We start from the raw sequence: 26561 nt of genomic DNA, 5'->3' as shown, positions 1-26561 counted from the left end.
TCTATTTCACAGTGCTTCCATTATCAATGGTTTGTAATGGTGATGCAAAACAAAGTTGACCGGCTGCATCTTCAGCCATTAATATCATTCCATGCGATTCAATGCCTTTTATTTTTCGTGGCTCCAAATTAGCTAACAACAATACTTGTTGTCCAATTACTTTTTCAGGGTCGTAAAATTGTGCTATCCCACTTACAACGGTTCGCTTATCTGCACCAGCATCCAGAATAAGCTTTAACAACTTATCTGTTTTGGGTACTCGCTCAGCGGCAAGTATAGTAGCTACACGAATATCCATTTTTGCAAAATCATCAAAAGCAATCGTATCTTTAATAGGTGTTGCCTGAACTGCATTTTTAATCTGCGTAGCTTGCAATTTTTCAATTTGACTTGCAATTACATCATCTTCAATTTTTTCAAACAAAAGAGCAACGTATCCAGTCTGATGTCCTGCCTTTAGTAACTGCCCATTAGCATCCTTATAACTTATTGGCTGCAATGCAAGCATAGCAAAAAGGGTAGATGACTGACGCGGCATAAAAGGCTCTGAAAGTGCCGCTAAATATGCTGTTATTTCAAGCGCCACATACATAATTGTTTTTACACGCTCTTCATCCGTTTTTATCAATTTCCAAGGCTCATTATCAGCCAGGTATTTGTTTCCTGTTCGGGCCAAATCCATCAAGTGCTGCAATGCTTCTCTAAAACGAAAAGCATGTAGCGAAGTCGATATTTGTTTTTTTGTGTTTAGAATAGCGTTTATGATTTCTTTATCCTGAATACTAAACTCTCCCGCTTCTGGAACCATGCCATTATAAAACTTTTGTGTAAGCACCAACGTTCTATTTACAAAATTGCCGAAAATGGCAACCAGCTCGTTATTATTGCGTGCCTGAAAATCTTTCCAGGTAAAATCGTTGTCCTTTGTCTCAGGCATAGTACTGCATAGTACATAACGCAATACATCCTGCTTTTCTTTAAAATCTTGCAAATACTGATGTAACCATACCGCCCAGTTTCTTGAAGTCGAAATTTTTTCGCCTTCTAAATTTAAAAACTCATTAGCAGGAACATTTTCAGGTAAAATATAATTTCCATGAGCCATTAACATCGCAGGGAAAATAATGCAATGAAAAACAATATTATCCTTACCAATAAAATGCAAAAGACGCGAATCTTCCTGGCACCAGAATTTTTGCCACCCATCGCCACCATTAAATAATTCTTTGGTTGCACTTATATATCCGATAGGAGCGTCAAACCATACGTATAAAACTTTGCCATCAGTGTTGGGCAACGGCACTTTTACACCCCAATCTAAATCTCGTGTCATTGCACGAGGTTGCAATCCTTGTTGCAACCAACTCATACATTGACCATATACATTGGGCTTCCAGAGGTCTTGTTTGCTTTGTATCCATGACAGTAAACGTTCTTGATATTTGTCCAATGGTAAAAACCAATTTTTGGTTTCTTTCAGTACCGGCTTACTTCCACTAAGTTTTGATACCGGACTGAGCAAGTCCATTGGGTTCAGGGAGGTGCCACATTTTTCACATTGATCACCATATGCCTTTTCGTTGCCACATTTAGGACATGTCCCTTCAATATATCGGTCGGCTAAAAACTGGTTTACTTCCGCATCGTAATACTGCTGAGTAGTTTCTTCCACAAACTCACCCTTTTCATACATTGTATTAAAAAAATCAGATGCCGTTTGATGATGTAACATAGACGAAGTCCTTGAGTAATGATCAAAGGAGATTCCAAATTCACGAAACGATTCTTTCATCATTTCATGATACTTATCTACCACCTGCTTAGGTGTTATGTTTTCGTTTCTTGCTTTTATCGTAATAGGCACTCCATGCTCATCGCTTCCACATATAAACAATATTTCTTCTCCGCAAGATCGCATAAATCGCACATAAATATCAGCTGGTAAATAGCACCCCGCCAAATGTCCAATATGCACCGGTCCATTAGCATATGGTAATGCTGCAGTTACTAAAGTCCGGTTAAAGGTTTTACTCATTTTAAAAAAATTGGGCTTGACAAAACTTTGGTTGCAAATTCAAGCAAGAAAGATTGTGCTAAAAATTCTCAACTACACAACCCATTTTTTCTAAGGTTTCGATGGTATTCGCAAGGTCAGCTTCTTTTACCAATATATGCTCTGTGCTAAAAGCAGACAAAGCAAAAATAGAAATATGTGCATCTGCTAATTTTTGCGAAACGCTCGCCATAAATCCAACTAATTGAAATGGTAAGGTAGTATCAAATGAAAGCACTTTCCAACCACGCTCTTCGCGAATTACATTGTCTACATCCAAATGTTCTTGTTTTTGAATCAAGGTATATTCATTAAAGTCGCTAATTGCAGCAAAGAAAGTTCCCTTAATTAATACTGCTTTTACAATAGAATAATTGCCTTGCCAAACTTTTACTTTACATTCTTTTAAGATATCTTGAACATTCATTTTAATTAAAATTAGAGTTTCTTTGGTTGCAAATATAAAAAGTAATTACAGCACAATAGGCTTATTCTTTAATTTGTTGGTGTTGCTGTCAGGTAAGGCCCTACCTTATTCATCCATTCCTGATCAATTACCCTTACTTGCATCAGTTCTTTTACATCTTTATAATCACCATGCACCTTTCTGTATTCAATAATTACCTTTGCTATATAATACTCAATGTATGGATGTTTCAACTCCTTAACATCATTCGTATTGATATTTATTTTATGTAAATTATTTAAATTGCATGTAAGCCGGTCTTTAATCTGTTCATACAGCGAATCTTTCATAAAATAAACCTCTTTTAACTGACCAACATTTGTATATCCGCCAAGTTTTTCTCGATAATTGATTATCCCGCCCGCTATTTTAGGGCCAATGCCAGGCATCGCTTCAAGCTCATACATCGTTGCTGTGTTTAGATCAATAATAGTATGGGGCTTATCTCTTCTTTCACTTTTGCGGTATACCATACTATCGGCATTTTGCTGCTTTACAAATGCTTCATTAAAAATAAGATATGGCTCAACCTTATTGTAAAACTTGTCTGTAATTACAAATGATCTTTTAAAGTCGTCCTTTGTTTTAAAACGTCCTCCTTTTTGTATGTAATTTCTCATGACAGATGCTTGCTTTTCACTTAGTCCTATCTTTATCCATTCCTCAACGGTTAATTTATTGGGATCAAAAGGTGTTAAAACTAAACGCTCCTCTGTCAATTCCTTTGTTTGCCAGGCTTTTGGGAAATTCTCTGTCGAATCAAATAAATTTTCTTCTTCCTGATTCGGAGAAAGCTCGTTTTTTACTTCAAACTCTTCAACGGCTCTCTGCAAAGTTGAATCATTGGTTATAGGATCTATCTCTATGAAATTCATTACGAAAATTACAATACACATGATGCAACCTATGATGCCAAGAGTTATTGTTCCCTTGCGTTCGCTTGGTGTAAAAATAAAATTCTGTCGTAAATGTCTGATAAACTGACGTAAGTATTGCATATAAGCCTTTACCCAAATTAATTGCTCTTACATTAAATTCACAATACAATTATATCAATTTTTCTAATTCAAACGAATCAAAATCGTATTTTCAATTAATACAAAGGCCCCTGAAATTCAGGGGCCCTTTAATCTAGCTTTTCGACATAACTTAATACTATTGCAACACGACTCTTATTGCGTTTGATTTTGTTCCAGTCATAAGTTTGAGTGTATATACACCCTTGCTCAAGCCACTTAAGTCATATTCAATTACGTTACGTCCACCAATTGAGCTGCCAGAAGAAGTCATAATAACCTTTCCATTTACATCCGTTACAATAATGTCATAACCTTCTTCCGTTGCTTTATCAAATCCAATATAAACAATACCACTTGTTGGGTTAGGCCATGCTTGTACCAATAACTCGGGCTCAGTAACTTCGATGGTTGTTGCCTTCTGAATTGCATTTCCAACGTCTACTTTTACAATTGCACTGCATGAGCAGCCATTAGCATCTGTCATGGTAACTACATAGAATCCTGCACATAATCCGGTTGCTGTAGCATTAGTTTGGCCATTACTCCATAAGTACGTGTATGGCGCAATTCCTCCGGCAGGAGTTGTAGTTGCCGTTCCGGTGCAAGAGTTTGACGAAGTCGTTGTACTTGTGGTAACACACGTTATCAAGGTAGGTTGTGTTATTATCACAGAAACTGTTTTAGTACATCCGAGCGAATTTGTTACCGTTACTGTATATATTCCAGTCCCAAGATTTTGTATCATGCTTGACGTGCCACCATTACTCCATAGATAAGTAAACGGTCCCGAATTGCCTGTAACAGTTGCGACTATTGAACCGTTGGCGCTTCCAAAGCATTGAACATTACTTTTGGTTAAAGATACATTGAACCATGACTTTTTAACTTGGAACATTGCACTCTTGGTACATCCTGCCCCATCAGTAACAGTTACAGTATAAATACCATTTAACAAATTACTGATTGAACTAGTTGTAGCTCCATTATTCCATAAATAACTGTAAGGAATCGTTCCTCCGGTTACTGATGAGGAAATATAGCCTGTAGCACTACCTTGACAAATTTGGTATGTTCCTGTTAATGTAATTACAATAGGTGTTGGTGATGTTATTGTTACTGAACAGGTCTTTGTACACCCATTCGCATCAGTTACGGTAACAGTATAGGTTCCTGCACCAGTATTTGATGATGCAGAAGTAGTCTTTCCATTACTCCAAACATAGCTGTATGGAGATGTTCCACCGGTTACAGCAACCGAAACACTACCATTCATAGCTCCAGAACAAGTTTCATTAATTCCTGCGCAATTAGCAGTTAACTGTGCTGGCTGTACCACTGTTCCTGAACATTGTGCTGAACAACCATTTGCATCTGTTACGGTTACTGAATACGTTCCTGCCATTAGGAAATTAATAGATGTTGTTGTGGCTCCATTTGACCATAAATATGTGAAAGGTGCTGTACCTCCAATTATAGAAACTGACATAGAGCCATTCACTGCTCCAAAGCAGGTGATGTTAGATACATTGCATGTAATAGCTAATGCGTTGGATTGGGTAACATTGTAAGAACACTGCTTCGTACATCCCTTCGAATCTGTTACCGTTACCGTATACATTCCCGCTGCTAAACTCGCTATAGAAGATACCGTTCCTCCATTACTCCATAAGTAAGTATATGGTGCTGTTCCGCCTGACGCACTAACACTTGCAGTTCCTGAATTACCGTTAGAACAACTTATATTCGTTCCTGTACAACTTACAATCAAAGCACTCGGTTGTACAATTGTAACATTACATTGACTCGTGCAACCATTTACATCAGTTACGGTAACTGTATATGTGCCAGCCGCTAACCCATTAATACTAGATGCGGTATTTCCATTACTCCATAGATAGTTGTAAGTTCCTGTTCCTCCAACCGCTGTAACTATAACACTTCCATTTAAGCCCCCATTACAAGAAATATCGGTTTTACTACATGTAGCAATTAGTTGATTTGGCTGGTCAATTATAAATGTGCAGGCAGTTGAGCAATTTTTAGAATCAGTTACTGTAACCGAATAGGTTCCGGCAGCTAATCCAGTTAATGAACTCGTGGTAGCGCCATTATTCCATAGATATGTAAATGGAGCGGTTCCTCCGGTAACTATTATTGTAGCCGTAGCATTACTTCCACCAAAACAATTAACCATTGATTTCGTACATACAGCAACCAATTGCGCTGGTTGTGTAACTAAATAGCTGCATGTCTTCGTGCATCCATTAGCATCAGTTACAGTTACGGTATAGGTTCCAGGTATCAAGCCTATTAGATTTGCAACTGTCGCACCATTACTCCAAAGATATGTATAAGGCAAGGTTCCACCGGTTGCATTTACACTAGCCGTTCCATTGCCCTTATTATAACAATCTACAGAAGTGCCGCTGCAAGTTGCTGTTAATGCACTTGGTTGCGTTACCGTATAGCTACATGTCTTCGTACATCCATTGGCATCAGTTACTGTTACGGTATAGGTTCCTGCTGCAAGGTTATTGTTGGCTGCGGTAGTCTTTCCGTTTGACCATACATAACTGAATGGGGTAGTACCGCCATTTGATGTTACGCTTGCTGATCCGTTGGTGCCTCCGTTGCAACTTACGTTCGTGCCGCTGCAAGTTGCTGTTAATGCACTTGGTTGCGTTACCGTATAGCTGCATGTCTTCGTACATCCATTGGCATCGGTTACGGTTACGGTGTAGGTTCCAGCTGCAAGGTTATTGTTGGCTGCGGTAGTCTTTCCGTTTGACCATACATAACTGTATGGGGTAGTACCGCCATTTGATGTTACGCTTGCTGATCCGTTGGTGCCTCCGTTGCAACTTACGTTCGTGCCGCTGCAAGTTGCTGTTAATGCACTTGGTTGCGTTACCGTATAGCTGCACGTCTTCGTGCATCCATTGGCATCAGTTACGGTTACGGTATAGGTTCCTGCTGCAAGGTTATTGTTAGCTGCGGTAGTCTTTCCGTTTGACCATACATAACTGTATGGGGTAGTACCGCCATTTGATGTTACGCTTGCTGATCCGTTGGTGCCTCCGTTGCAACTTACGTTCGTGCCGCTGCAAGTTGCTGTTAATGCACTTGGTTGCGTTACCGTATAGCTGCATGTCTTCGTACATCCATTGGCATCGGTTACGGTTACGGTGTAGGTTCCAGCTGCAAGGTTATTGTTTGCTGTGGTAGTCTTTCCGTTTGACCATACATAGCTGTATGGGGTAGTACCGCCATTTGATGTTACGCTTGCTGATCCGTTGGTGCCTCCGTTGCAACTTACGTTCGTGCCGCTGCAAGTTGCTGTTAATGCACTTGGTTGCGTTACCGTATAGCTGCATGTCTTCGTACATCCATTGGCATCAGTTACTGTTACGGTATAGGTTCCTGCTGCAAGGTTATTGTTAGCTGCGGTAGTCTTTCCGTTTGACCATACATAACTGTATGGGGTAGTACCGCCATTTGCTGTTACGCTTGCTGATCCGTTGGTGCCTCCGTTGCAACTTACGTTCGTGCCGCTGCAAGTTGCTGTTAATGCACTTGGTTGCGTTACCGTATAGCTGCATGTCTTCGTACATCCATTGGCATCGGTTACGGTTACGGTGTAGGTTCCTGCTGCAAGGTTATTGTTTGCTGCGGTAGTCTTTCCGTTTGACCATACATAACTGTATGGGGTAGTACCGCCATTTGATGTTACGCTTGCTGATCCGTTGGTGCCTCCGTTGCAACTTACGTTCGTGCCGCTGCAAGTTGCTGTTAATGCACTTGGTTGCGTTACCGTATAGCTGCATGTCTTCGTACATCCATTGGCATCAGTTACTGTTACGGTATAGGTTCCTGCTGCAAGGTTATTGTTGGCTGCGGTAGTCTTTCCGTTTGACCATACATAACTGTAGGGGTAGTACCGCCATTTGATGTTACGCTTGCTGATCCGTTGGTGCCTCCGTTGCAACTTACGTTCGTGCCGCTGCAAGTTGCTGTTAATGCACTTGGTTGCGTTACCGTATAGCTGCATGTCTTCGTACATCCATTGGCATCGGTTACGGTTACGGTGTAGGTTCCAGCTGCAAGGTTATTGTTTGCTGCGGTAGTCTTTCCGTTTGACCATACATAACTGTATGGGGTAGTACCGCCATTTGATGTTACGCTTGCTGATCCGTTGGTGCCTCCGTTGCAACTTACGTTCGTGCCGCTGCAAGTTGCTGTTAATGAACTTGGTTGCGTTACCGTATAGCTGCACGTCTTCGTACATCCATTGGCATCAGTTACTGTTACGGTATAGGTTCCTGCTGCAAGGTTATTGTTGGCTGCGGTAGTCTTTCCGTTTGACCATACATAACTGTATGGGGTAGTACCGCCATTTGCTGTTACGCTTGCTGATCCGTTGGTGCCTCCGTTGCAACTTACGTTCGTGCCGCTGCAAGTTGCTGTTAATGCACTTGGTTGCGTTACCGTATAGCTGCATGTCTTCGTACATCCATTGGCATCAGTTACTGTTACGGTATAGGTTCCTGCTGCAAGGTTATTGTTGGCTGCGGTAGTCTTTCCGTTTGACCATACATAACTGTATGGGGTAGTACCGCCATTTGATGTTACGCTTGCTGATCCGTTGGTGCCTCCGTTGCAACTTACGTTCGTGCCGCTGCAAGTTGCTGTTAATGCACTTGGTTGCGTTACCGTATAGCTGCATGTCTTCGTACATCCATTGGCATCGGTTACGGTTACGGTGTAGGTTCCAGCTGCAAGGTTATTGTTTGCTGCGGTAGTCTTTCCGTTTGACCATACATAGCTGTATGGGGTAGTACCGCCATTTGATGTTACGCTTGCTGATCCGTTGGTGCCTCCGTTGCAACTTACGTTCGTGCCGCTGCAAGTTGCTGTTAATGCACTTGGTTTGCGTTACCGTATAGCTGCATGTCTTCGTGCATCCATTGGCATCAGTTACTGTTACGGTATAGGTTCCTGCTGCAAGGTTATTGTTGGCTGCGGTAGTCTTTCCGTTTGACCATACATAACTGTATGGGGTAGTACCGCCACTTGCTGTTACGCTTGCTGATCCGTTGGTGCCTCCGTTGCAACTTACGTTCGTGCCGCTGCAAGTTGCTGTTAATGCACTTGGTTGCGTTACCGTATAGCTGCATGTCTTCGTACATCCATTGGCATCGGTTACGGTTACGGTGTAGGTTCCAGCTGCAAGGTTATTGTTAGCTGCGGTAGTCTTTCCGTTTGACCATACATAACTGTATGGGGTAGTACCGCCATTTGATGTTACGCTTGCTGATCCGTTGGTGCCTCCGTTGCAACTTACGTTCGTGCCGCTGCAAGTTGCTGTTAATGCACTTGGTTGCGTTACCGTATAGCTGCATGTCTTCGTACATCCATTGGCATCGGTTACGGTTACGGTATAGGTTCCTGCTGCAAGGTTATTGTTTGCTGCGGTAGTCTTTCCGTTTGACCATACATAACTGTATGGGGTAGTACCGCCATTTGATGTTACGCTTGCTGATCCGTTGGTGCCTCCGTTGCAACTTACGTTCGTGCCGCTGCAAGTTGCTGTTAATGCACTTGGTTGCGTTACCGTATAGCTGCATGTCTTCGTACATCCATTGGCATCGGTTACGGTTACGGTGTAGGTTCCAGCTGCAAGGTTATTGTTGGCTGCGGTAGTCTTTCCGTTTGACCATACATAGCTGTATGGGGTAGTACCGCCATTTGATGTTACGCTTGCTGATCCGTTGGTGCCTCCGTTGCAACTTACGTTCGTGCCGCTGCAAGTTGCTGTTAATGCACTTGGTTGCGTTACCGTATAGCTGCATGTCTTCGTACATCCATTGGCATCAGTTACGGTTACGGTATAGGTTCCTGCTGCAAGGTTATTGTTGGCTGCGGTAGTCTTTCCGTTTGACCATACATAGCTGTATGGGGTAGTACCGCCATTTGATGTTACGCTTGCTGATCCGTTGGTGCCTCCGTTGCAACTTACGTTCGTGCCGCTGCAAGTTGCTGTTAATGCACTTGGTTGCGTTACCGTATAGCTGCATGTCTTCGTACATCCATTGGCATCAGTTACTGTTACGGTATAGGTTCCTGCTGCAAGGTTATTGTTGGCTGCGGTAGTCTTTCCGTTTGACCATACATAACTGTATGGGGTAGTACCGCCATTTGATGTTACGCTTGCTGATCCGTTGGTGCCTCCGTTGCAACTTACGTTCGTGCCGCTGCAAGTTGCTGTTAATGCACTTGGTTGCGTTACCGTATAGCTGCATGTCTTCGTACATCCATTGGCATCGGTTACGGTTACGGTAAAGGTTCCTGCTGCAAGGTTATTGTTAGCTGCGGTAGTCTTTCCGTATGTCCATACATAACTGTATGGGGTAGTACCGCCATTTGATGTTACGCTTGCTGATCCGTTGGTGCCTCCGTTGCAACTTACGTTCGTGCCGCTGCAAGTTGCTGTTAATGCACTTGGTTGCGTTACCGTATAGCTGCACGTCTTCGTGCATCCATTGGCATCAGTTACGGTTACGGTATAGGTTCCTGCTGCAAGGTTATTGTTGGCTGCGGTAGTCTTTCCGTTTGACCATACATAACTGTATGGGGTAGTACCGCCACTTGCTGTTACGCTTGCTGATCCGTTGGTGCCTCCGTTGCAACTTACGTTCGTGCCGCTGCAAGTTGCTGTTAATGCACTTGGCTCCGTTACCGTATAGCTGCAGGTAGCTGTACATCCATTCGCATCAATTACGGTTGCAGTATAAGTACCGGCCGATTAATCCAGTATTGTTGGGTAATACTTCCATTACCCATTGATACGTGTAGTGATGTACCTCCTGATGAAACAACACTAGCACTTCCGTTGCTGTTCCTTTACATGTTACCATTGTGCCTGAGCAAGTTGCTGTTAATGCACTTGGTTGCGTTACCGTATAGCTACATGTCTTCGTACATCCATTGGCATCAGTTACGGTTACGGTATAGGTTCCTGCTGCAAGGTTATTGTTGGCTGCGGTAGTCTTTCCGTTTGACCATACATAACTGTATGGGGTAGTACCGCCACTTGCTGTTACGCTTGCTGATCCGTTGGTGCCTCCGTTGCAACTTACGTTCGTGCCGCTGCAAGTTGCTGTTAATGCACTTGGTTGCGTTACCGTATAGCTGCACGTCTTCGTGCATCCATTGGCATCAGTTACGGTTGCAGTATAAGTACCGGCCATTAATCCAGTATTGTTGCTAATGGTTACACCATTACTCCATTGATACGTGTAAGGTGATGTACCTCCTGATGAAACAACACTAGCACTTCCAGTTGCTGTTCCTTTACATGTTACCATTGTGCCTGAGCAAGTTGCTGTTAATGCACTTGGTTGCGTTACCGTATAGCTGCATGTCTTCGTACATCCATTGGCATCAGTTACGGTTACGGTATAGGTTCCTGCTGCAAGGTTATTGTTGGCTGCGGTAGTCTTTCCGTTTGACCATACATAGCTGTATGGGGTAGTACCGCCATTTGATGTTACGCTTGCTGATCCGTTGGTGCCTCCGTTGCAACTTACGTTCGTGCCGCTGCAAGTTGCTGTTAATGCACTTGGTTGCGTTACCGTATAGCTGCATGTCTTCGTACATCCATTGGCATCAGTTACGGTTACGGTGTAGGTTCCTGCTGCAAGGTTATTGTTGGCTGCGGTAGTCTTTCCGTTTGACCATACATAACTGTATGGGGTAGTACCGCCATTTGATGTTACGCTTGCTGATCCGTTGGTGCCTCCGTTGCAACTTACGTTCGTGCCGCTGCAAGTTGCTGTTAATGCACTTGGTTGCGTTACCGTATAGCTGCATGTCTTCGTACATCCATTGGCATCAGTTACTGTTACGGTATAGGTTCCTGCTGCAAGGTTATTGTTGGCTGCGGTAGTCTTTCCGTTTGACCATACATAGCTGTATGGGGTAGTACCGCCATTTGATGTTACGCTTGCTGATCCGTTGGTGCCTCCGTTGCAACTTACGTTCGTGCCGCTGCAAGTTGCTGTTAATGCACTTGGTTGCGTTACCGTATAGCTGCATGTCTTCGTGCATCCATTGGCATCAGTTACGGTTACGGTGTAGGTTCCAGCTGCAAGGTTATTGTTTGCTGCGGTAGTCTTTCCGTTTGACCATACATAACTGTATGGGGTAGTACCGCCATTTGATGTTACGCTTGCTGATCCGTTGGTGCCTCCGTTGCAACTTACGTTCGTGCCGCTGCAAGTTGCTGTTAATGAACTTGGTTGCGTTACCGTATAGCTGCATGTCTTCGTACATCCATTGGCATCAGTTACTGTTACGGTGTAGGTTCCAGCTGCAAGGTTATTGTTGGCTGCGGTAGTCTTTCCGTTTGACCATACATAACTGTATGGGGTAGTACCGCCATTTGATGTTACGCTTGCTGATCCGTTGGTGCCTCCGTTGCAACTTACGTTCGTGCCGCTGCAAGTTGCTGTTAATGCACTTGGTTGCGTTACCGTATAGCTGCATGTCTTCGTGCATCCATTGGCATCAGTTACGGTTACGGTATAGGTTCCTGCTGCAAGGTTATTGTTAGCTGCGGTAGTCTTTCCGTTTGACCATACATAACTGTATGGGGTAGTACCGCCATTTGATGTTACGCTTGCTGATCCGTTGGTGCCTCCGTTGCAACTTACGTTCGTGCCGCTGCAAGTTGCTGTTAATGCACTTGGTTGCGTTACCGTATAGCTGCATGTCTTCGTACATCCATTGGCATCGGTTACGGTTACGGTGTAGGTTCCAGCTGCAAGGTTATTGTTTGCTGCGGTAGTCTTTCCGTTTGACCATACATAACTGTATGGGGTAGTACCGCCATTTGATGTTACGCTTGCTGATCCGTTGGTGCCTCCGTTGCAACTTACGTTCGTGCCGCTGCAAGTTGCTGTTAATGCACTTGGTTGCGTTACCGTATAGCTGCATGTCTTCGTACATCCATTGGCATCAGTTACTGTTACGGTATAGGTTCCTGCTGCAAGGTTATTGTTAGCTGCGGTAGTCTTTCCGTTGGACCATACATAACTGTATGGGGTAGTACCGCCATTTGCTGTTACGCTTGCTGATCCGTTGGTGCCTCCGTTGCAACTTACGTTCGTGCCGCTGCAAGTAGCTGTTAATGCACTTGGTTGCGTTACCGTATAGCTGCATGTCTTCGTACATCCATTGGCATCGGTTACGGTTACGGTGTAGGTTCCAGCTGCAAGGTTATTGTTTGCTGCGGTAGTCTTTCCGTTTGACCATACATAACTGTATGGGGTAGTACCGCCATTTGATGTTACGCTTGCTGATCCGTTGGTGCCTCCGTTGCAACTTACGTTCGTGCCGCTGCAAGTTGCTGTTAATGCACTTGGTTGCGTTACCGTATAGCTGCATGTCTTCGTACATCCATTGGCATCAGTTACGGTTACGGTATAGGTTCCTGCTGCAAGGTTATTGTTGGCTGCGGTAGTCTTTCCGTTTGACCATACATAACTGTATGGGGTAGTACCGTCATTTGATGTTACGCTTGCTGATCTGTTGGTGCCTCCGTTACAACTTACGTTCGTGCCGCTGCAAGTTGCTGTTAATGCACTTGGTTGCGTTACCGTATAGCTGCATGTCTTCGTACATCCATTGGCATCGGTTACGGTTACGGTGTAGGTTCCAGCTGCAAGGTTATTGTTTGCTGCGGTAGTCTTTCCGTTTGACCATACATAACTGTATGGGGTAGTACCGCCATTTGATGTTACGCTTGCTGATCCGTTGGTGCCTCCGTTGCAACTTACGTTCGTGCCGCTGCAAGTTGCTGTTAATGAACTTGGTTGCGTTACCGTATAGCTGCACGTCTTCGTACATCCATTGGCATCAGTTACTGTTACGGTATAGGTTCCTGCTGCAAGGTTATTGTTGGCTGCGGTAGTCTTTCCGTTTGACCATACATAACTGTATGGGGTAGTACCGCCACTTGCTGTTACGCTTGCTGATCCGTTGGTGCCTCCGTTGCAACTTACGTTCGTGCCGCTGCAAGTTGCTGTTAATGCACTTGGTTGCGTTACCGTATAGCTGCATGTCTTCGTACATCCATTGGCATCAGTTACTGTTACGGTATAGGTTCCTGCTGCAAGGTTATTGTTTGCTGCGGTGGTCTTTCCGTTTGACCATACATAACTGTATGGGGTAGTACCGCCATTTGCTGTTACGCTTGCTGATCCGTTGGTGCCTCCGTTGCAACTTACGTTCGTGCCGCTGCAAGTTGCTGTTAATGCACTTGGTTGCGTTACCGTATAGCTGCATGTCTTCGTACATCCATTGGCATCAGTTACGGTTACGGTATAGGTTCCTGCTGCAAGGTTATTGTTGGCTGCGGTAGTCTTTCCGTTTGACCATACATAACTGTATGGGGTAGTACCGCCATTTGATGTTACGCTTGCTGATCCGTTGGTGCCTCCGTTGCAACTTACGTTCGTGCCGCTGCAAGTTGCTGTTAATGCACTTGGTTGCGTTACCGTATAGCTGCATGTCTTCGTACATCCATTGGCATCAGTTACGGTTACGGTATAGGTTCCTGCTGCAAGGTTATTGTTTGCTGCGGTAGTCTTTCCGTTGGACCATACATAGCTGTATGGGGTAGTACCGCCATTTGATGTTACGCTTGCTGATCCGTTGGTGCCTCCGTTGCAACTTACGTTCGTGCCGCTGCAAGTTGCTGTTAATGCACTTGGTTGCGTTACCGTATAGCTGCATGTCTTCGTACATCCATTGGCATCGGTTACGGTTACGGTGTAGGTTCCAGCTGCAAGGTTATTGTTGGCTGCGGTAGTCTTTCCGTTGGACCATACATAGCTGTATGGGGTAGTACCGCCATTTGATGTTACGCTTGCTGATCCGTTGGTGCCTCCGTTGCAACTTACGTTCGTGCCGCTGCAAGTTGCTGTTAATGCACTTGGTTGCGTTACCGTATAGCTGCACGTCTTCGTGCATCCATTGGCATCAGTTACGGTTACGGTATAGGTTCCTGCAAGGTTATTGTTGGCTGCGGTAGTCTTTCCGTTTGACCATACATAACTGTATGGGGTAGTACCGCCATTTGCTGTTACGCTTGCTGATCCGTTGGTGCCTCCGTTGCAACTTACGTTCGTGCCGCTGCAAGTTGCTGTTAATGCACTTGGTTGCGTTACTGTATAGCTGCATGTCTTCGTACATCCATTGGCATCAGTTACTGTTACGGTATAGGTTCCTGCTGCAAGGTTATTGTTTGCTGCGGTGGTCTTTCCGTTTGACCATACATAACTGTATGGGGTAGTACCGCCATTTGATGTTACGCTTGCTGATCCGTTGGTGCCTCCGTTGCAACTTACGTTCGTGCCGCTGCAAGTTGCTGTTAATGCACTTGGTTGCGTTACCGTATAGCTGCATGTCTTCGTACATCCATTGGCATCAGTTACTGTTACGGTATAGGTTCCTGCTGCAAGGTTATTGTTGGCTGCGGTAGTCTTTCCGTTTGACCATACATAACTGAATGGGGTAGTACCGCCATTTGATGTTACGCTTGCTGATCCGTTGGTGCCTCCGTTGCAACTTACGTTCGTGCCGCTGCAAGTTGCTGTTAATGCACTTGGTTGCGTTACCGTATAGCTGCACGTCTTCGTACATCCATTGGCATCGGTTACGGTTACGGTGTAGGTTCCAGCTGCAAGGTTATTGTTGGCTGCGGTAGTCTTTCCGTTGGACCATACATAGCTGTATGGGGTAGTACCGCCATTTGATGTTACGCTTGCTGATCCGTTGGTGCCTCCGTTGCAACTTACGTTCGTGCCGCTGCAAGTTGCTGTTAATGCACTTGGTTGCGTTACCGTATAGCTGCACGTCTTCGTGCATCCATTGGCATCAGTTACGGTTACGGTATAGGTTCCTGCTGCAAGGTTATTGTTTGCTGCGGTAGTCTTTCCGTTTGACCATACATAACTGTATGGGGTAGTACCGCCATTTGCTGTTACGCTTGCTGATCCGTTGGTGCCTCCGTTGCAACTTACGTTCGTGCCGCTGCAAGTTGCTGTTAATGCACTTGGTTGCGTTACCGTATAGCTGCACGTCTTCGTACATCCATTGGCATCAGTTACGGTTACGGTGTAAGTTCCTGCTGCAAGGTTATTGTTTGCTGCGGTAGTCTTTCCGTTTGACCATACATAACTGTAGGGGTAGTACCGCCACTTGCTGTTACGCTTGCTGATCCGTTGGTGCCTCCGTTGCAACTTACGTTCGTGCCGCTGCAAGTTGCTGTTAATGCACTTGGCTCCGTTACTGTGAAGCTGCAGGTAGCTGTACATCCCTTCGCATCAATTACGGTTGCGGTATAAGTACCGGCCATTAATCCAGTATTGTTGCTAATGGTTACACCATTACTCCATTGATACGTGTAAGGTGATGTACCTCCTGATGAAACAACACTAGCACTTCCAGTTGCTGTTCCTTTACATGTTACCATTGTTCCTGAGCAAGTTGCTGTTAATGCACTTGGTTGCGTTACCGTATAGCTGCATGTCTTCGTACATCCATTGGCATCGGTTACGGTTACGGTGTAAGCTCCTGCTGCAAGGTTATTGTTTGCTGCGGTAGTCTTTCCGTTTGACCATACATAGCTGTATGGGGTAGTACCGCCATTTGATGTTACGCTTGCTGATCCGTTGGTGCCTCCGTTGCAACTTACGTTCGTGCCGCTGCAAGTTGCTGTTAATGCACTTGGTTGCGTTACCGTATAGCTGCATGTCTTCGTACATCCATTGGCATCGGTTACGGTTACGGTGTAGGTTCCTGCTGCAAGGTTATTGTTAGCTGCGGTAGTCTTTCCGTTTGACCATACATAACTGAATGGGGTAGTACCGCCATTTGATGTTACGCTTGCTGATCCGTTGGTGCCTCCGTTGCAACTTACGTTCGTGCCGCTGCAAGTTGCTGTTAATGCACTTGGTTGCGTTACCGTATAGCTGCATGTCTTCGTACATCCATTGGCATCAGTTACGGTTACGGTATAGGTTCCTGCTGCAAGGTTATTGTTGGCTGCGGTAGTCTTTCCGTTTGACCATACATAGCTGTATGGGGTAGTACCGCCACTTGATGTTACGCTTGCTGATCCGTTGGTGCCTCCGTTGCAACTTACGTTCGTGCCGCTGCAAGTTGCTGTTAATGCACTTGGCTCCGTTACTGTGAAGCTGCAGGTAGCTGTACATCCATTCGCATCAATTACGGTTGCAGTATAAGTACCGGCCATTAATCCAGTATTGTTGCTAATGGTTCACCATTACTCCATGATACGTGTAAGGTGATGTACCTCCTGATGAAACAACACTAGCACTTCCAGTTGCTGTTCCTTTACATGTTACCATTGTTCCTGAGCAAGTTGCTGTTAATGCACTTGGTTGCGTTACCGTATAGCTGCATGTCTTCGTACATCCATTGGCATCAGTTACGGTTACGGTATAGGTTCCTGCTGCAAGGTTATTGTTTGCTGCGGTAGTCTTTCCGTTTGACCATACATAACTGTATGGGGTAGTACCGCCACTTGCTGTTACGCTTGCTGATCCGTTGGTGCCTCCGTTGCAACTTACGTTCGTGCCGCTGCAAGTTGCTGTTAATGCACTTGGTTGCGTTACCGTATAGCTGCATGTCTTCGTACATCCATTGGCATCGGTTACGGTTACGGTGTAACTACCTGCTGCAAGGTTATTGTTTGCTGCGGTAGTCTTTCCGTTTGACCATACATAGCTGTATGGGGTAGTACCGCCATTTGATGTTACGCTTGCTGATCCGTTGGTGCCTCCGTTGCAACTTACGTTCGTGCCGCTGCAAGTTGCTGTTAATGCACTTGGTTGCGTTACCGTATAGCTGCACGTCTTCGTGCATCCATTGGCATCAGTTACGGTTACGGTGTAGGTTCCTGCTGCAAGGTTATTGTTTGCTGCGGTAGTCTTTCCGTTTGACCATACATAACTGTATGGGGTAGTACCGCCACTTGCTGTTACGCTTGCTGATCCGTTGGTGCCTCCGTTGCAACTTACGTTCGTGCCGCTGCAAGTTGCTGTTAATGCACTTGGCTCCGTTACTGTGAAGCTGCAGGTAGCTGTACATCCATTCGCATCAATTACGGTTGCAGTATAAGTACCGGCCATTAATCCAGTATTGTTGCTAATGGTTACACCATTACTCCATTGATACGTGTAAGGTGATGTACCTCCTGATGAAACAACACTAGCACTTCCAGTTGCTGTTCCTTTACATGTTACCATTGTTCCTGAGCAAGTTGCTGTTAATGCACTTGGTTGCGTTACCGTATAGCTGCATGTCTTCGTACATCCATTGGCATCAGTTACGGTTACGGTATAGGTTCCTGCTGCAAGGTTATTGTTTGCTGCGGTAGTCTTTCCGTTTGACCATACATAGCTGTATGGGGTAGTACCGCCATTTGATGTTACGCTTGCTGATCCGTTGGTGCCTCCGTTGCAGCTTACGTTCGTGCCGCTGCAAGTTGCTGTTAATGCACTTGGTTGCGTTACCGTATAGCTGCATGTCTTCGTACATCCATTGGCATCGGTTACGGTTACGGTGTAGGTTCCAGCTGCAAGGTTATTGTTTGCTGCGGTAGTCTTTCCGTTGGACCATACATAGCTGTATGGGGTAGTACCGCCATTTGATGTTACGCTTGCTGATCCGTTGGTGCCTCCGTTGCAACTTACGTTCGTGCCGCTGCAAGTTGCTGTTAATGCACTTGGTTGCGTTACCGTATAGCTGCATGTCTTCGTACATCCATTGGCATCAGTTACGGTTACGGTATAGGTTCCAGCTGCAAGGTTATTGTTGGCTGCGGTAGTCTTTCCGTTTGACCATACATAACTGTATGGGGTAGTACCGCCACTTGCTGTTACGCTTGCTGATCCGTTGGTGCCTCCGTTGCAACTTACGTTCGTGCCGCTGCAAGTTGCTGTTAATGCACTTGGTTGCGTTACCGTATAGCTGCATGTCTTCGTGCATCCATTGGCATCAGTTACGGTTACGGTGTAGGTTCCTGCTGCAAGGTTATTGTTTGCTGCGGTGGTCTTTCCGTTTGACCATACATAACTGTATGGGGTAGTACCGCCACTTGCCGCCACGCTTGCACTTCCATTGTTGCCTCCGAAACATGGAACGTTACTTCCATTACAAGTAACATTCAACTTTGTTGGCTCCGTTACTGTGAAGCTGCAGGTTGCAGTACATCCATTGGCATCGGTTACTGTTGCCGTATAGGTTCCTGCTGGTACATTATTGTTTGATGACGTGCTGGCTCCGTTGCTCCATGCATAGCTGTATGGACTGGTGCCGCCTGTTGCTGTTACGCTGCTGCTGCCATCGTTACCATTCTTACATGATACCGGGGTGCCACTGCACGTTGCTACCAATTGGGTTGGCTCCGTTACTGTGAAGCTGCAGGTTGCAGTACATCCATTGGCATCGGTTACTGTTGCCGTATAGGTTCCTGCTGGTACATTATTGTTTGATGACGTGCTGGCTCCGTTGCTCCATGCATAGCTGTATGGACTGGTGCCGCCTGTTGCTGTTACGCTGCTGCTGCCATCGTTACCATTCTTACATGATACCGGGGTGCCACTGCACGTTGCTACCAATTGGGTTGGCTCCGTTACTGTGAAGCTGCAGGTTGCAGTACATCCATTGGCATCGGTTACTGTTGCCGTATAGGTTCCTGCTGGTACATTATTGTTTGATGACGTGCTGGCTCCGTTGCTCCATGCATAGCTGTATGGACTGGTGCCGCCTGTTGCTGTTACGCTGCTGCTGCCATCGTTACCATTCTTACATGATACCGGGGTGCCACTGCACGTTGCTACCAATTGGGTTGGCTCCGTTACTGTGAAGCTGCAGGTTGCAGTACATCCATTGGCATCGGTTACTGTTGCCGTATAGGTTCCTGCTGGTACATTATTGTTTGATGACGTGCTGGCTCCGTTGCTCCATGCATAGCTGTATGGACTGGTGCCGCCTGTTGCTGTTACGCTGCTGCTGCCATCGTTACCATTCTTACATGATACCGGGGTGCCACTGCACGTTGCTACCAATTGGGTTGGCTCCGTTACTGTGAAGCTGCAGGTTGCAGTACATCCATTGGCATCGGTTACTGTTGCCGTATAGGTTCCTGCTGGTACATTATTGTTTGATGACGTGCTGGCTCCGTTGCTCCATGCATAGCTGTATGGACTGGTGCCGCCTGTTGCTGTTACGCTGCTGCTGCCATCGTTACCATTCTTACATGATACCGGGGTGCCACTGCACGTTGCTACCAATTGGGTTGGCTCCGTTACTGTGAAGCTGCAGGTTGCAGTACATCCATTGGCATCGGTTACTGTTGCCGTATAGGTTCCTGCTGGTACATTATTGTTTGATGACGTGCTGGCTCCGTTGCTCCATGCATAGCTGTATGGACTGGTGCCGCCTGTTGCTGTTACGCTGCTGCTGCCATCGTTACCATTCTTACATGATACCGGGGTGCCACTGCACGTTGCTACCAATTGGGTTGGCTCCGTTACTGTGAAGCTGCAGGTTGCAGTACATCCATTGGCATCGGTTACTGTTGCCGTATAGGTTCCTGCTGGTACATTATTGTTTGATGACGTGCTGGCTCCGTTGCTCCATGCATAGCTGTATGGACTGGTGCCGCCTGTTGCTGTTACGCTGCTGCTGCCATCGTTACCATTCTTACATGATACCGGGGTGCCACTGCACGTTGCTACCAATTGGGTTGGCTCCGTTACTGTGAAGCTGCAGGTTGCAGTACATCCATTGGCATCGGTTACTGTTGCCGTATAGGTTCCTGCTGGTACATTATTGTTTGATGACGTGCTGGCTCCGTTGCTCCATGCATAGCTGTATGGACTGGTGCCGCCTGTTGCTGTTACGCTGCTGCTGCCATCGTTACCATTCTTACATGATACCGGGGTGCCACTGCACGTTGCTACCAATTGGGTTGGCTCCGTTACTGTGAAGCTGCAGGTTGCAGTACATCCATTGGCATCGGTTACTGTTGCCGTATAGGTTCCTGCTGGTACATTATTGTTTGATGACGTGCTGGCTCCGTTGCTCCATGCATAGCTGTATGGACTGGTGCCGCCTGTTGCTGTTACGCTGCTGCTGCCATCGTTACCATTCTTACATGATACCGGGGTGCCACTGCACGTTGCTACCAATTGGGTTGGCTCCGTTACTGTGAAGCTGCAGGTTGCAGTACATCCATTGGCATCGGTTACTGTTGCCGTATAGGTTCCTGCTGGTACATTATTGTTTGATGACGTGCTGGCTCCGTTGCTCCATGCATAGCTGTATGGACTGGTGCCGCCTGTTGCTGTTACGCTGCTGCTGCCATCGTTACCATTCTTACATGATACCGGGGTGCCACTGCACGTTGCTACCAATTGGGTTGGCTCCGTTACTGTGAAGCTGCAGGTTGCAGTACATCCATTGGCATCGGTTACTGTTGCCGTATAGGTTCCTGCTGGTACATTATTGTTTGATGACGTGCTGGCTCCGTTGCTCCATGCATAGCTGTATGGACTGGTGCCGCCTGTTGCTGTTACGCTGCTGCTGCCATCGTTACCATTCTTACATGATACCGGGGTGCCACTGCACGTTGCTACCAATTGGGTTGGCTCCGTTACTGTGAAGCTGCAGGTTGCAGTACATCCATTGGCATCGGTTACTGTTGCCGTATAGGTTCCTGCTGGTACATTATTGTTTGATGACGTGCTGGCTCCGTTGCTCCATGCATAGCTGTATGGACTGGTGCCGCCTGTTGCTGTTACGCTGCTGCTGCCATCGTTACCATTCTTACATGATACCGGGGTGCCACTGCACGTTGCTACCAATTGGGTTGGCTCCGTTACTGTGAAGCTGCAGGTTGCAGTACATCCATTGGCATCGGTTACTGTTGCCGTATAGGTTCCTGCTGGTACATTATTGTTTGATGACGTGCTGGCTCCGTTGCTCCATGCATAGCTGTATGGACTGGTGCCGCCTGTTGCTGTTACGCTGCTGCTGCCATCGTTACCATTCTTACATGATACCGGGGTGCCACTGCACGTTGCTACCAATTGGGTTGGCTCCGTTACTGTGAAGCTGCAGGTTGCAGTACATCCATTGGCATCGGTTACTGTTGCCGTATAGGTTCCTGCTGGTACATTATTGTTTGATGACGTGCTGGCTCCGTTGCTCCATGCATAGCTGTATGGACTGGTGCCGCCTGTTGCTGTTACGCTGCTGCTGCCATCGTTACCATTCTTACATGATACCGGGGTGCCACTGCACGTTGCTACCAATTGGGTTGGCTCCGTTACTGTGAAGCTGCAGGTTGCAGTACATCCATTGGCATCGGTTACTGTTGCCGTATAGGTTCCTGCTGGTACATTATTGTTTGATGACGTGCTGGCTCCGTTGCTCCATGCATAGCTGTATGGACTGGTGCCGCCTGTTGCTGTTACGCTGCTGCTGCCATCGTTACCATTCTTACATGATACCGGGGTGCCACTGCACGTTGCTACCAATTGGGTTGGCTCCGTTACTGTGAAGCTGCAGGTTGCAGTACATCCATTGGCATCGGTTACTGTTGCCGTATAGGTTCCTGCTGGTACATTATTGTTTGATGACGTGCTGGCTCCGTTGCTCCATGCATAGCTGTATGGACTGGTGCCGCCTGTTGCTGTTACGCTGCTGCTGCCATCGTTACCATTCTTACATGATACCGGGGTGCCACTGCACGTTGCTACCAATTGGGTTGGCTCCGTTACTGTGAAGCTGCAGGTTGCAGTACATCCATTGGCATCGGTTACTGTTGCCGTATAGGTTCCTGCTGGTACATTATTGTTTGATGACGTGCTGGCTCCGTTGCTCCATGCATAGCTGTATGGACTGGTGCCGCCTGTTGCTGTTACGCTGCTGCTGCCATCGTTACCATTCTTACATGATACCGGGGTGCCACTGCACGTTGCTACCAATTGGGTTGGCTCCGTTACTGTGAAGCTGCAGGTTGCAGTACATCCATTGGCATCGGTTACTGTTGCCGTATAGGTTCCTGCTGGTACATTATTGTTTGATGACGTGCTGGCTCCGTTGCTCCATGCATAGCTGTATGGACTGGTGCCGCCTGTTGCTGTTACGCTGCTGCTGCCATCGTTACCATTCTTACATGATACCGGGGTGCCACTGCACGTTGCTACCAATTGGGTTGGCTCCGTTACTGTGAAGCTGCAGGTTGCAGTACATCCATTGGCATCGGTTACTGTTGCCGTATAGGTTCCTGCTGGTACATTATTGTTTGATGACGTGCTGGCTCCGTTGCTCCATGCATAGCTGTATGGACTGGTGCCGCCTGTTGCTGTTACGCTGCTGCTGCCATCGTTACCATTCTTACATGATACCGGGGTGCCACTGCACGTTGCTACCAATTGGGTTGGCTCCGTTACTGTGAAGCTGCAGGTTGCAGTACATCCATTGGCATCGGTTACTGTTGCCGTATAGGTTCCTGCTGGTACATTATTGTTTGATGACGTGCTGGCTCCGTTGCTCCATGCATAGCTGTGGACTGGTGCCGCCTGTTGCTGTTACGCTGCTGCTGCCATCGTTACCATTCTTACATGATACCGGGGTGCCACTGCACGTTGCTACCAATTGGGTTGGCTCCGTTACTGTGAAGCTGCAGGTTGCAGTACATCCATTGGCATCGGTTACTGTTGCCGTATAGGTTCCTGCTGGTACATTATTGTTTGATGACGTGCTGGCTCCGTTGCTCCATGCATAGCTGTATGGACTGGTGCCGCCTGTTGCTGTTACGCTGCTGCTGCCATCGTTACCATTCTTACATGATACCGGGGTGCCACTGCACGTTGCTACCAATTGGGTTGGCTCCGTTACTGTGAAGCTGCAGGTTGCAGTACATCCATTGGCATCGGTTACTGTTGCCGTATAGGTTCCTGCTGGTACATTATTGTTTGATGACGTGCTGGCTCCGTTGCTCCATGCATAGCTGTATGGACTGGTGCCGCCTGTTGCTGTTACGCTGCTGCTGCCATCGTTACCATTCTTACATGATACCGGGGTGCCACTGCACGTTGCTACCAATTGGGTTGGCTCCGTTACTGTGAAGCTGCAGGTTGCAGTACATCCATTGGCATCGGTTACTGTTGCCGTATAGGTTCCTGCTGGTACATTATTGTTTGATGACGTGCTGGCTCCGTTGCTCCATGCATAGCTGTATGGACTGGTGCCGCCTGTTGCTGTTACGCTGCTGCTGCCATCGTTACCATTCTTACATGATACCGGGGTGCCACTGCACGTTGCTACCAATTGGGTTGGCTCCGTTACTGTGAAGCTGCAGGTTGCAGTACATCCATTGGCATCGGTTACTGTTGCCGTATAGGTTCCTGCTGGTACATTATTGTTTGATGACGTGCTGGCTCCGTTGCTCCATGCATAGCTGTATGGACTGGTGCCGCCTGTTGCTGTTACGCTGCTGCTGCCATCGTTACCATTCTTACATGATACCGGGGTGCCACTGCACGTTGCTACCAATTGGGTTGGCTCCGTTACTGTGAAGCTGCAGGTTGCAGTACATCCATTGGCATCGGTTACTGTTGCCGTATAGGTTCCTGCTGGTACATTATTGTTTGATGACGTGCTGGCTCCGTTGCTCCATGCATAGCTGTATGGACTGGTGCCGCCTGTTGCTGTTACGCTGCTGCTGCCATCGTTACCATTCTTACATGATACCGGGGTGCCACTGCACGTTGCTACCAATTGGGCATTTGGTTGAGATACCTGAACCGTTCCTGTCTCTGTACATCCTTTAGAATCAGTAACTGTAACTATATAAGTTCCTGAAACAATATTAGCATTATTCGAAGTAGTTACTCCATTGCTCCACAAATAAGCATAAGGGGCAAAACCGAAGCTAACACTTACAGATGCGTTTCCAGTACTATTTCCAAAACAATCAACATCTACATTTGTAAAGGATAATACCATATAGCAAATATCAATTTGTGCTGGGTCATGATCATCTTCATCTGTGTTAGGATCTGAATCTCCCGGGTTTCCAGAACCATCTCCATTAATTGAATCATCTGAGCCTGAATTTGGATTACCTCCAGCATCATTACCAGGATTATCATCAGTAGGAGAATCAATATCTGTTAAACCAAGTGCATTTGTTGATCCTGAAATTTCAGCATAATTCACAAGCGAATTACCTGTAAAGTTGCTATTAATACTCAAGGTGATGTCAACTGTAGTTGTTGCGCCCTTAGGTAAGGATGCAATTGGACTATTAAGGGTTGCTTTAGAACCTGTTACATTCCAATCCGGATCATTTAATGTCATTCCAGTTGGAATATAATCTGTAATCTGTATATTAGAAGCATCTAATGTTCCTTGATTATAAACAGTCAATGTGAATGTAACATTCGCGCCAGGATAAAATGGACCAGTGCCATTTAACTGTTTGGTTAATGCCAAGTCGTATGTCTGTGTTACATTTATTTGTGCCGGGTCAGCATTGTCTTCATCTGTGGTTGCATTGGTGCCACCTGGTGTGCCTGTGCCATCTCCATTAATCGCATTATCTGCCGGTGAGTTTGGTGCGCCTCCTGCATCGTTGTTCGGATCGTTATCTTCTGGTGAATCGATATCGCTTAATCCTAACGCATTGGTGCTTGAACTAATTTCTGCTACGTTGGTTAACGTGGCGCCTTGATATGAATTGTTAACGCGTAGGGTGATATCTACGGTAGTAGTGCCGCCCTTTGGTAAACTTGCAATTACTGAATTCATGGTGGCTGTGTTGCCGCTTGCGGTCCAGTCTGCATCATTCAAACTCATACCCGTTGGTATGTAATCTGTTATCTGAATGTTGCTTGCATCTAGTGTGCCCTGGTTGTATACCGTAAGTGTAAACGTTACATCACTACCTGGTACAAATGGGCCTGCACTTGATAATACTTTGGTCAAGGCCAAGTCGTATGTCTGTGTTACATTTATTTGTGCCGGGTCAGCATTGTCTTCATCTGTGGTTGCATTGGTGCCACCTGGTGTGCCTGTGCCATCTCCATTAATCGCATTATCTGCCGGTGAGTTTGGTGCGCCTCCTGCATCGTTGTTCGGATCGTTATCTTCTGGTGAATCGATATCGCTTAATCCTAACGCATTGGTGCTTGAACTAATTTCTGCTACGTTGGTTAACGTGGCGCCTTGATATGAATTGTTAACGCGTAGGGTGATATCTACGGTAGTAGTGCCGCCTTTTGGTAAACTTGCAATTACTGAATTCATGGTGGCTGTGTTGCCGCTTGCGGTCCAGTCTGCATCATTCAAACTCATACCCGTTGGTATGTAATCTGTTATCTGAATGTTGCTTGCATCTAGTGTGCCCTGGTTGTATACCGTAAGTGTAAACGTTACATCACTACCTGGTACAAATGGGCCTGCACTTGATAATACTTTGGTCAAGGCCAAGTCGTATGTCTGTGTTACATTTATTTGTGCCGGGTCAGCATTGTCTTCATCTGTGGTTGCATTGGTGCCACCTGGTGTGCCTGTGCCATCTCCATTAATCGCATTATCTGCCGGTGAGTTTGGTGCGCCTCCTGCATCGTTGTTCGGATCGTTATCTTCTGGTGAATCGATATCGCTTAATCCTAACGCATTGGTGCTTGAACTAATTTCTGCTACGTTGGTTAACGTGGCGCCTTGATATGAATTGTTAACGCGTAGGGTGATATCTACGGTAGTAGTGCCGCCTTTTGGTAAACTTGCAATTACTGAATTCATGGTGGCTGTGTTGCCGCTTGCGGTCCAGTCTGCATCATTCAAACTCATACCCGTTGGTATGTAATCTGTTATCTGAATGTTGCTTGCATCTAGTGTGCCCTGGTTGTATACCGTA

8 protein-coding genes and 32 pseudogenes are annotated in these 26561 nt (G+C 46.3%); all 40 read right to left on the bottom strand.

Annotated elements, in window-relative coordinates:
- Position 1 precedes the first annotated feature (1 nt).
- A complete protein-coding gene (metG, locus tag IPO27_07460; protein MBK8846379.1) occupies positions 2 to 2035 on the bottom strand; it encodes a methionine--tRNA ligase in 2034 nt (677 codons plus the stop codon).
- Between the two features lie 58 nt (positions 2036 to 2093).
- Entirely contained in the window at positions 2094 to 2480 is a 387-nt protein-coding gene (locus IPO27_07455) for an ACT domain-containing protein (protein ID MBK8846378.1), read from the bottom strand.
- A 68-nt stretch (positions 2481 to 2548) separates the two neighbouring features.
- On the bottom strand, positions 2549 to 3517 hold the full coding sequence (locus IPO27_07450) for a helix-hairpin-helix domain-containing protein (protein ID MBK8846377.1): 969 nt from the start codon (positions 3515 to 3517) through the stop codon (positions 2549 to 2551).
- Positions 3518 to 3674: 157 nt separating this feature from the next.
- On the bottom strand, positions 3675 to 7598 hold the full coding sequence (locus tag IPO27_07445; GenBank protein ID MBK8846376.1) for a T9SS type A sorting domain-containing protein: 3924 nt from the start codon (positions 7596 to 7598) through the stop codon (positions 3675 to 3677).
- A 62-nt stretch (positions 7599 to 7660) separates the two neighbouring features.
- Positions 7661 to 7765 (bottom strand): annotated as a pseudogene (locus IPO27_07440) (SprB repeat-containing protein).
- Positions 7766 to 7885: 120 nt separating this feature from the next.
- Positions 7886 to 7990: pseudogene (locus IPO27_07435) on the bottom strand (SprB repeat-containing protein).
- Positions 7991 to 8110: 120 nt separating this feature from the next.
- A pseudogene (locus tag IPO27_07430) lies at positions 8111 to 8215 on the bottom strand (SprB repeat-containing protein).
- A 120-nt stretch (positions 8216 to 8335) separates the two neighbouring features.
- Positions 8336 to 8440, bottom strand: a pseudogene (locus IPO27_07425) (SprB repeat-containing protein).
- A 121-nt stretch (positions 8441 to 8561) separates the two neighbouring features.
- Positions 8562 to 8666 (bottom strand): annotated as a pseudogene (locus IPO27_07420) (SprB repeat-containing protein).
- A 120-nt stretch (positions 8667 to 8786) separates the two neighbouring features.
- Positions 8787 to 8891, bottom strand: a pseudogene (locus IPO27_07415) (SprB repeat-containing protein).
- A 120-nt stretch (positions 8892 to 9011) separates the two neighbouring features.
- Positions 9012 to 9116, bottom strand: a pseudogene (locus tag IPO27_07410) (SprB repeat-containing protein).
- Between the two features lie 120 nt (positions 9117 to 9236).
- Positions 9237 to 9341: pseudogene (locus tag IPO27_07405) on the bottom strand (SprB repeat-containing protein).
- A gap of 120 nt (positions 9342 to 9461) precedes the next feature.
- A pseudogene (locus IPO27_07400) lies at positions 9462 to 9566 on the bottom strand (SprB repeat-containing protein).
- Between the two features lie 120 nt (positions 9567 to 9686).
- Positions 9687 to 9791 (bottom strand): annotated as a pseudogene (locus IPO27_07395) (SprB repeat-containing protein).
- Positions 9792 to 9917: 126 nt separating this feature from the next.
- Positions 9918 to 10016: pseudogene (locus tag IPO27_07390) on the bottom strand (hypothetical protein).
- 120 nt (positions 10017 to 10136) lie between these two features.
- Positions 10137 to 10313: pseudogene (locus tag IPO27_07385) on the bottom strand (SprB repeat-containing protein).
- Positions 10309 to 10902 (bottom strand): SprB repeat-containing protein, encoded by a 594-nt coding sequence (locus IPO27_07380; GenBank protein MBK8846375.1) that lies wholly within the window; start codon positions 10900 to 10902, stop codon positions 10309 to 10311. Before IPO27_07380 ends, IPO27_07385 begins: the two are co-directional and overlap by 5 nt.
- Before the next feature lie 129 nt (positions 10903 to 11031).
- Positions 11032 to 11136: pseudogene (locus IPO27_07375) on the bottom strand (SprB repeat-containing protein).
- Positions 11137 to 11256: 120 nt separating this feature from the next.
- Positions 11257 to 11361, bottom strand: a pseudogene (locus IPO27_07370) (SprB repeat-containing protein).
- A 120-nt stretch (positions 11362 to 11481) separates the two neighbouring features.
- Positions 11482 to 11586: pseudogene (locus IPO27_07365) on the bottom strand (SprB repeat-containing protein).
- A gap of 120 nt (positions 11587 to 11706) precedes the next feature.
- Positions 11707 to 11811 (bottom strand): annotated as a pseudogene (locus IPO27_07360) (SprB repeat-containing protein).
- A 120-nt stretch (positions 11812 to 11931) separates the two neighbouring features.
- Positions 11932 to 12036: pseudogene (locus IPO27_07355) on the bottom strand (SprB repeat-containing protein).
- A gap of 120 nt (positions 12037 to 12156) precedes the next feature.
- Positions 12157 to 12261, bottom strand: a pseudogene (locus IPO27_07350) (SprB repeat-containing protein).
- Between the two features lie 120 nt (positions 12262 to 12381).
- A pseudogene (locus IPO27_07345) lies at positions 12382 to 12486 on the bottom strand (SprB repeat-containing protein).
- Positions 12487 to 12606: 120 nt separating this feature from the next.
- Positions 12607 to 12711: pseudogene (locus tag IPO27_07340) on the bottom strand (SprB repeat-containing protein).
- Between the two features lie 120 nt (positions 12712 to 12831).
- Positions 12832 to 12936: pseudogene (locus tag IPO27_07335) on the bottom strand (SprB repeat-containing protein).
- 120 nt (positions 12937 to 13056) lie between these two features.
- Positions 13057 to 13161 (bottom strand): annotated as a pseudogene (locus tag IPO27_07330) (hypothetical protein).
- Between the two features lie 120 nt (positions 13162 to 13281).
- Positions 13282 to 13386, bottom strand: a pseudogene (locus IPO27_07325) (SprB repeat-containing protein).
- Between the two features lie 120 nt (positions 13387 to 13506).
- Positions 13507 to 13611, bottom strand: a pseudogene (locus IPO27_07320) (SprB repeat-containing protein).
- A 120-nt stretch (positions 13612 to 13731) separates the two neighbouring features.
- Positions 13732 to 13836 (bottom strand): annotated as a pseudogene (locus tag IPO27_07315) (SprB repeat-containing protein).
- Positions 13837 to 13956: 120 nt separating this feature from the next.
- Positions 13957 to 14061, bottom strand: a pseudogene (locus IPO27_07310) (SprB repeat-containing protein).
- A 120-nt stretch (positions 14062 to 14181) separates the two neighbouring features.
- A pseudogene (locus tag IPO27_07305) lies at positions 14182 to 14286 on the bottom strand (SprB repeat-containing protein).
- 120 nt (positions 14287 to 14406) lie between these two features.
- A pseudogene (locus IPO27_07300) lies at positions 14407 to 14511 on the bottom strand (SprB repeat-containing protein).
- 117 nt (positions 14512 to 14628) lie between these two features.
- Positions 14629 to 14733, bottom strand: a pseudogene (locus IPO27_07295) (SprB repeat-containing protein).
- 120 nt (positions 14734 to 14853) lie between these two features.
- Positions 14854 to 14958, bottom strand: a pseudogene (locus IPO27_07290) (SprB repeat-containing protein).
- A gap of 120 nt (positions 14959 to 15078) precedes the next feature.
- Positions 15079 to 15183 (bottom strand): annotated as a pseudogene (locus IPO27_07285) (SprB repeat-containing protein).
- A gap of 120 nt (positions 15184 to 15303) precedes the next feature.
- Positions 15304 to 15408 (bottom strand): annotated as a pseudogene (locus IPO27_07280) (SprB repeat-containing protein).
- 302 nt (positions 15409 to 15710) lie between these two features.
- Positions 15711 to 16856 carry a SprB repeat-containing protein gene (locus tag IPO27_07275; GenBank protein MBK8846374.1) on the bottom strand — a complete coding sequence of 382 codons (1146 nt, stop codon included), beginning with the start codon at positions 16854 to 16856 and terminating at the stop codon, positions 15711 to 15713.
- Positions 16857 to 16872: 16 nt separating this feature from the next.
- Positions 16873 to 23070: a SprB repeat-containing protein gene (locus tag IPO27_07270; protein ID MBK8846373.1), complete on the bottom strand. Its 6198-nt coding sequence runs from the start codon at positions 23068 to 23070 to the stop codon at positions 16873 to 16875.
- Between the two features lie 88 nt (positions 23071 to 23158).
- Positions 23159 to 26494, bottom strand: coding sequence for a DUF11 domain-containing protein (locus IPO27_07265; GenBank protein ID MBK8846372.1), 3336 nt, complete (start codon positions 26492 to 26494; stop codon positions 23159 to 23161).
- Positions 26495 to 26561: the final 67 nt, after the last annotated feature.

It is taken from the genome of Bacteroidota bacterium, from assembly GCA_016714535.1.
In the GTDB taxonomy this organism is placed as follows: domain Bacteria; phylum Bacteroidota; class Bacteroidia; order AKYH767-A; family OLB10; genus JADKFV01.
The sequence above is the reverse complement of the archived record's forward strand: the minus strand, read 5'-3'. Positions and strand labels throughout refer to the sequence as shown.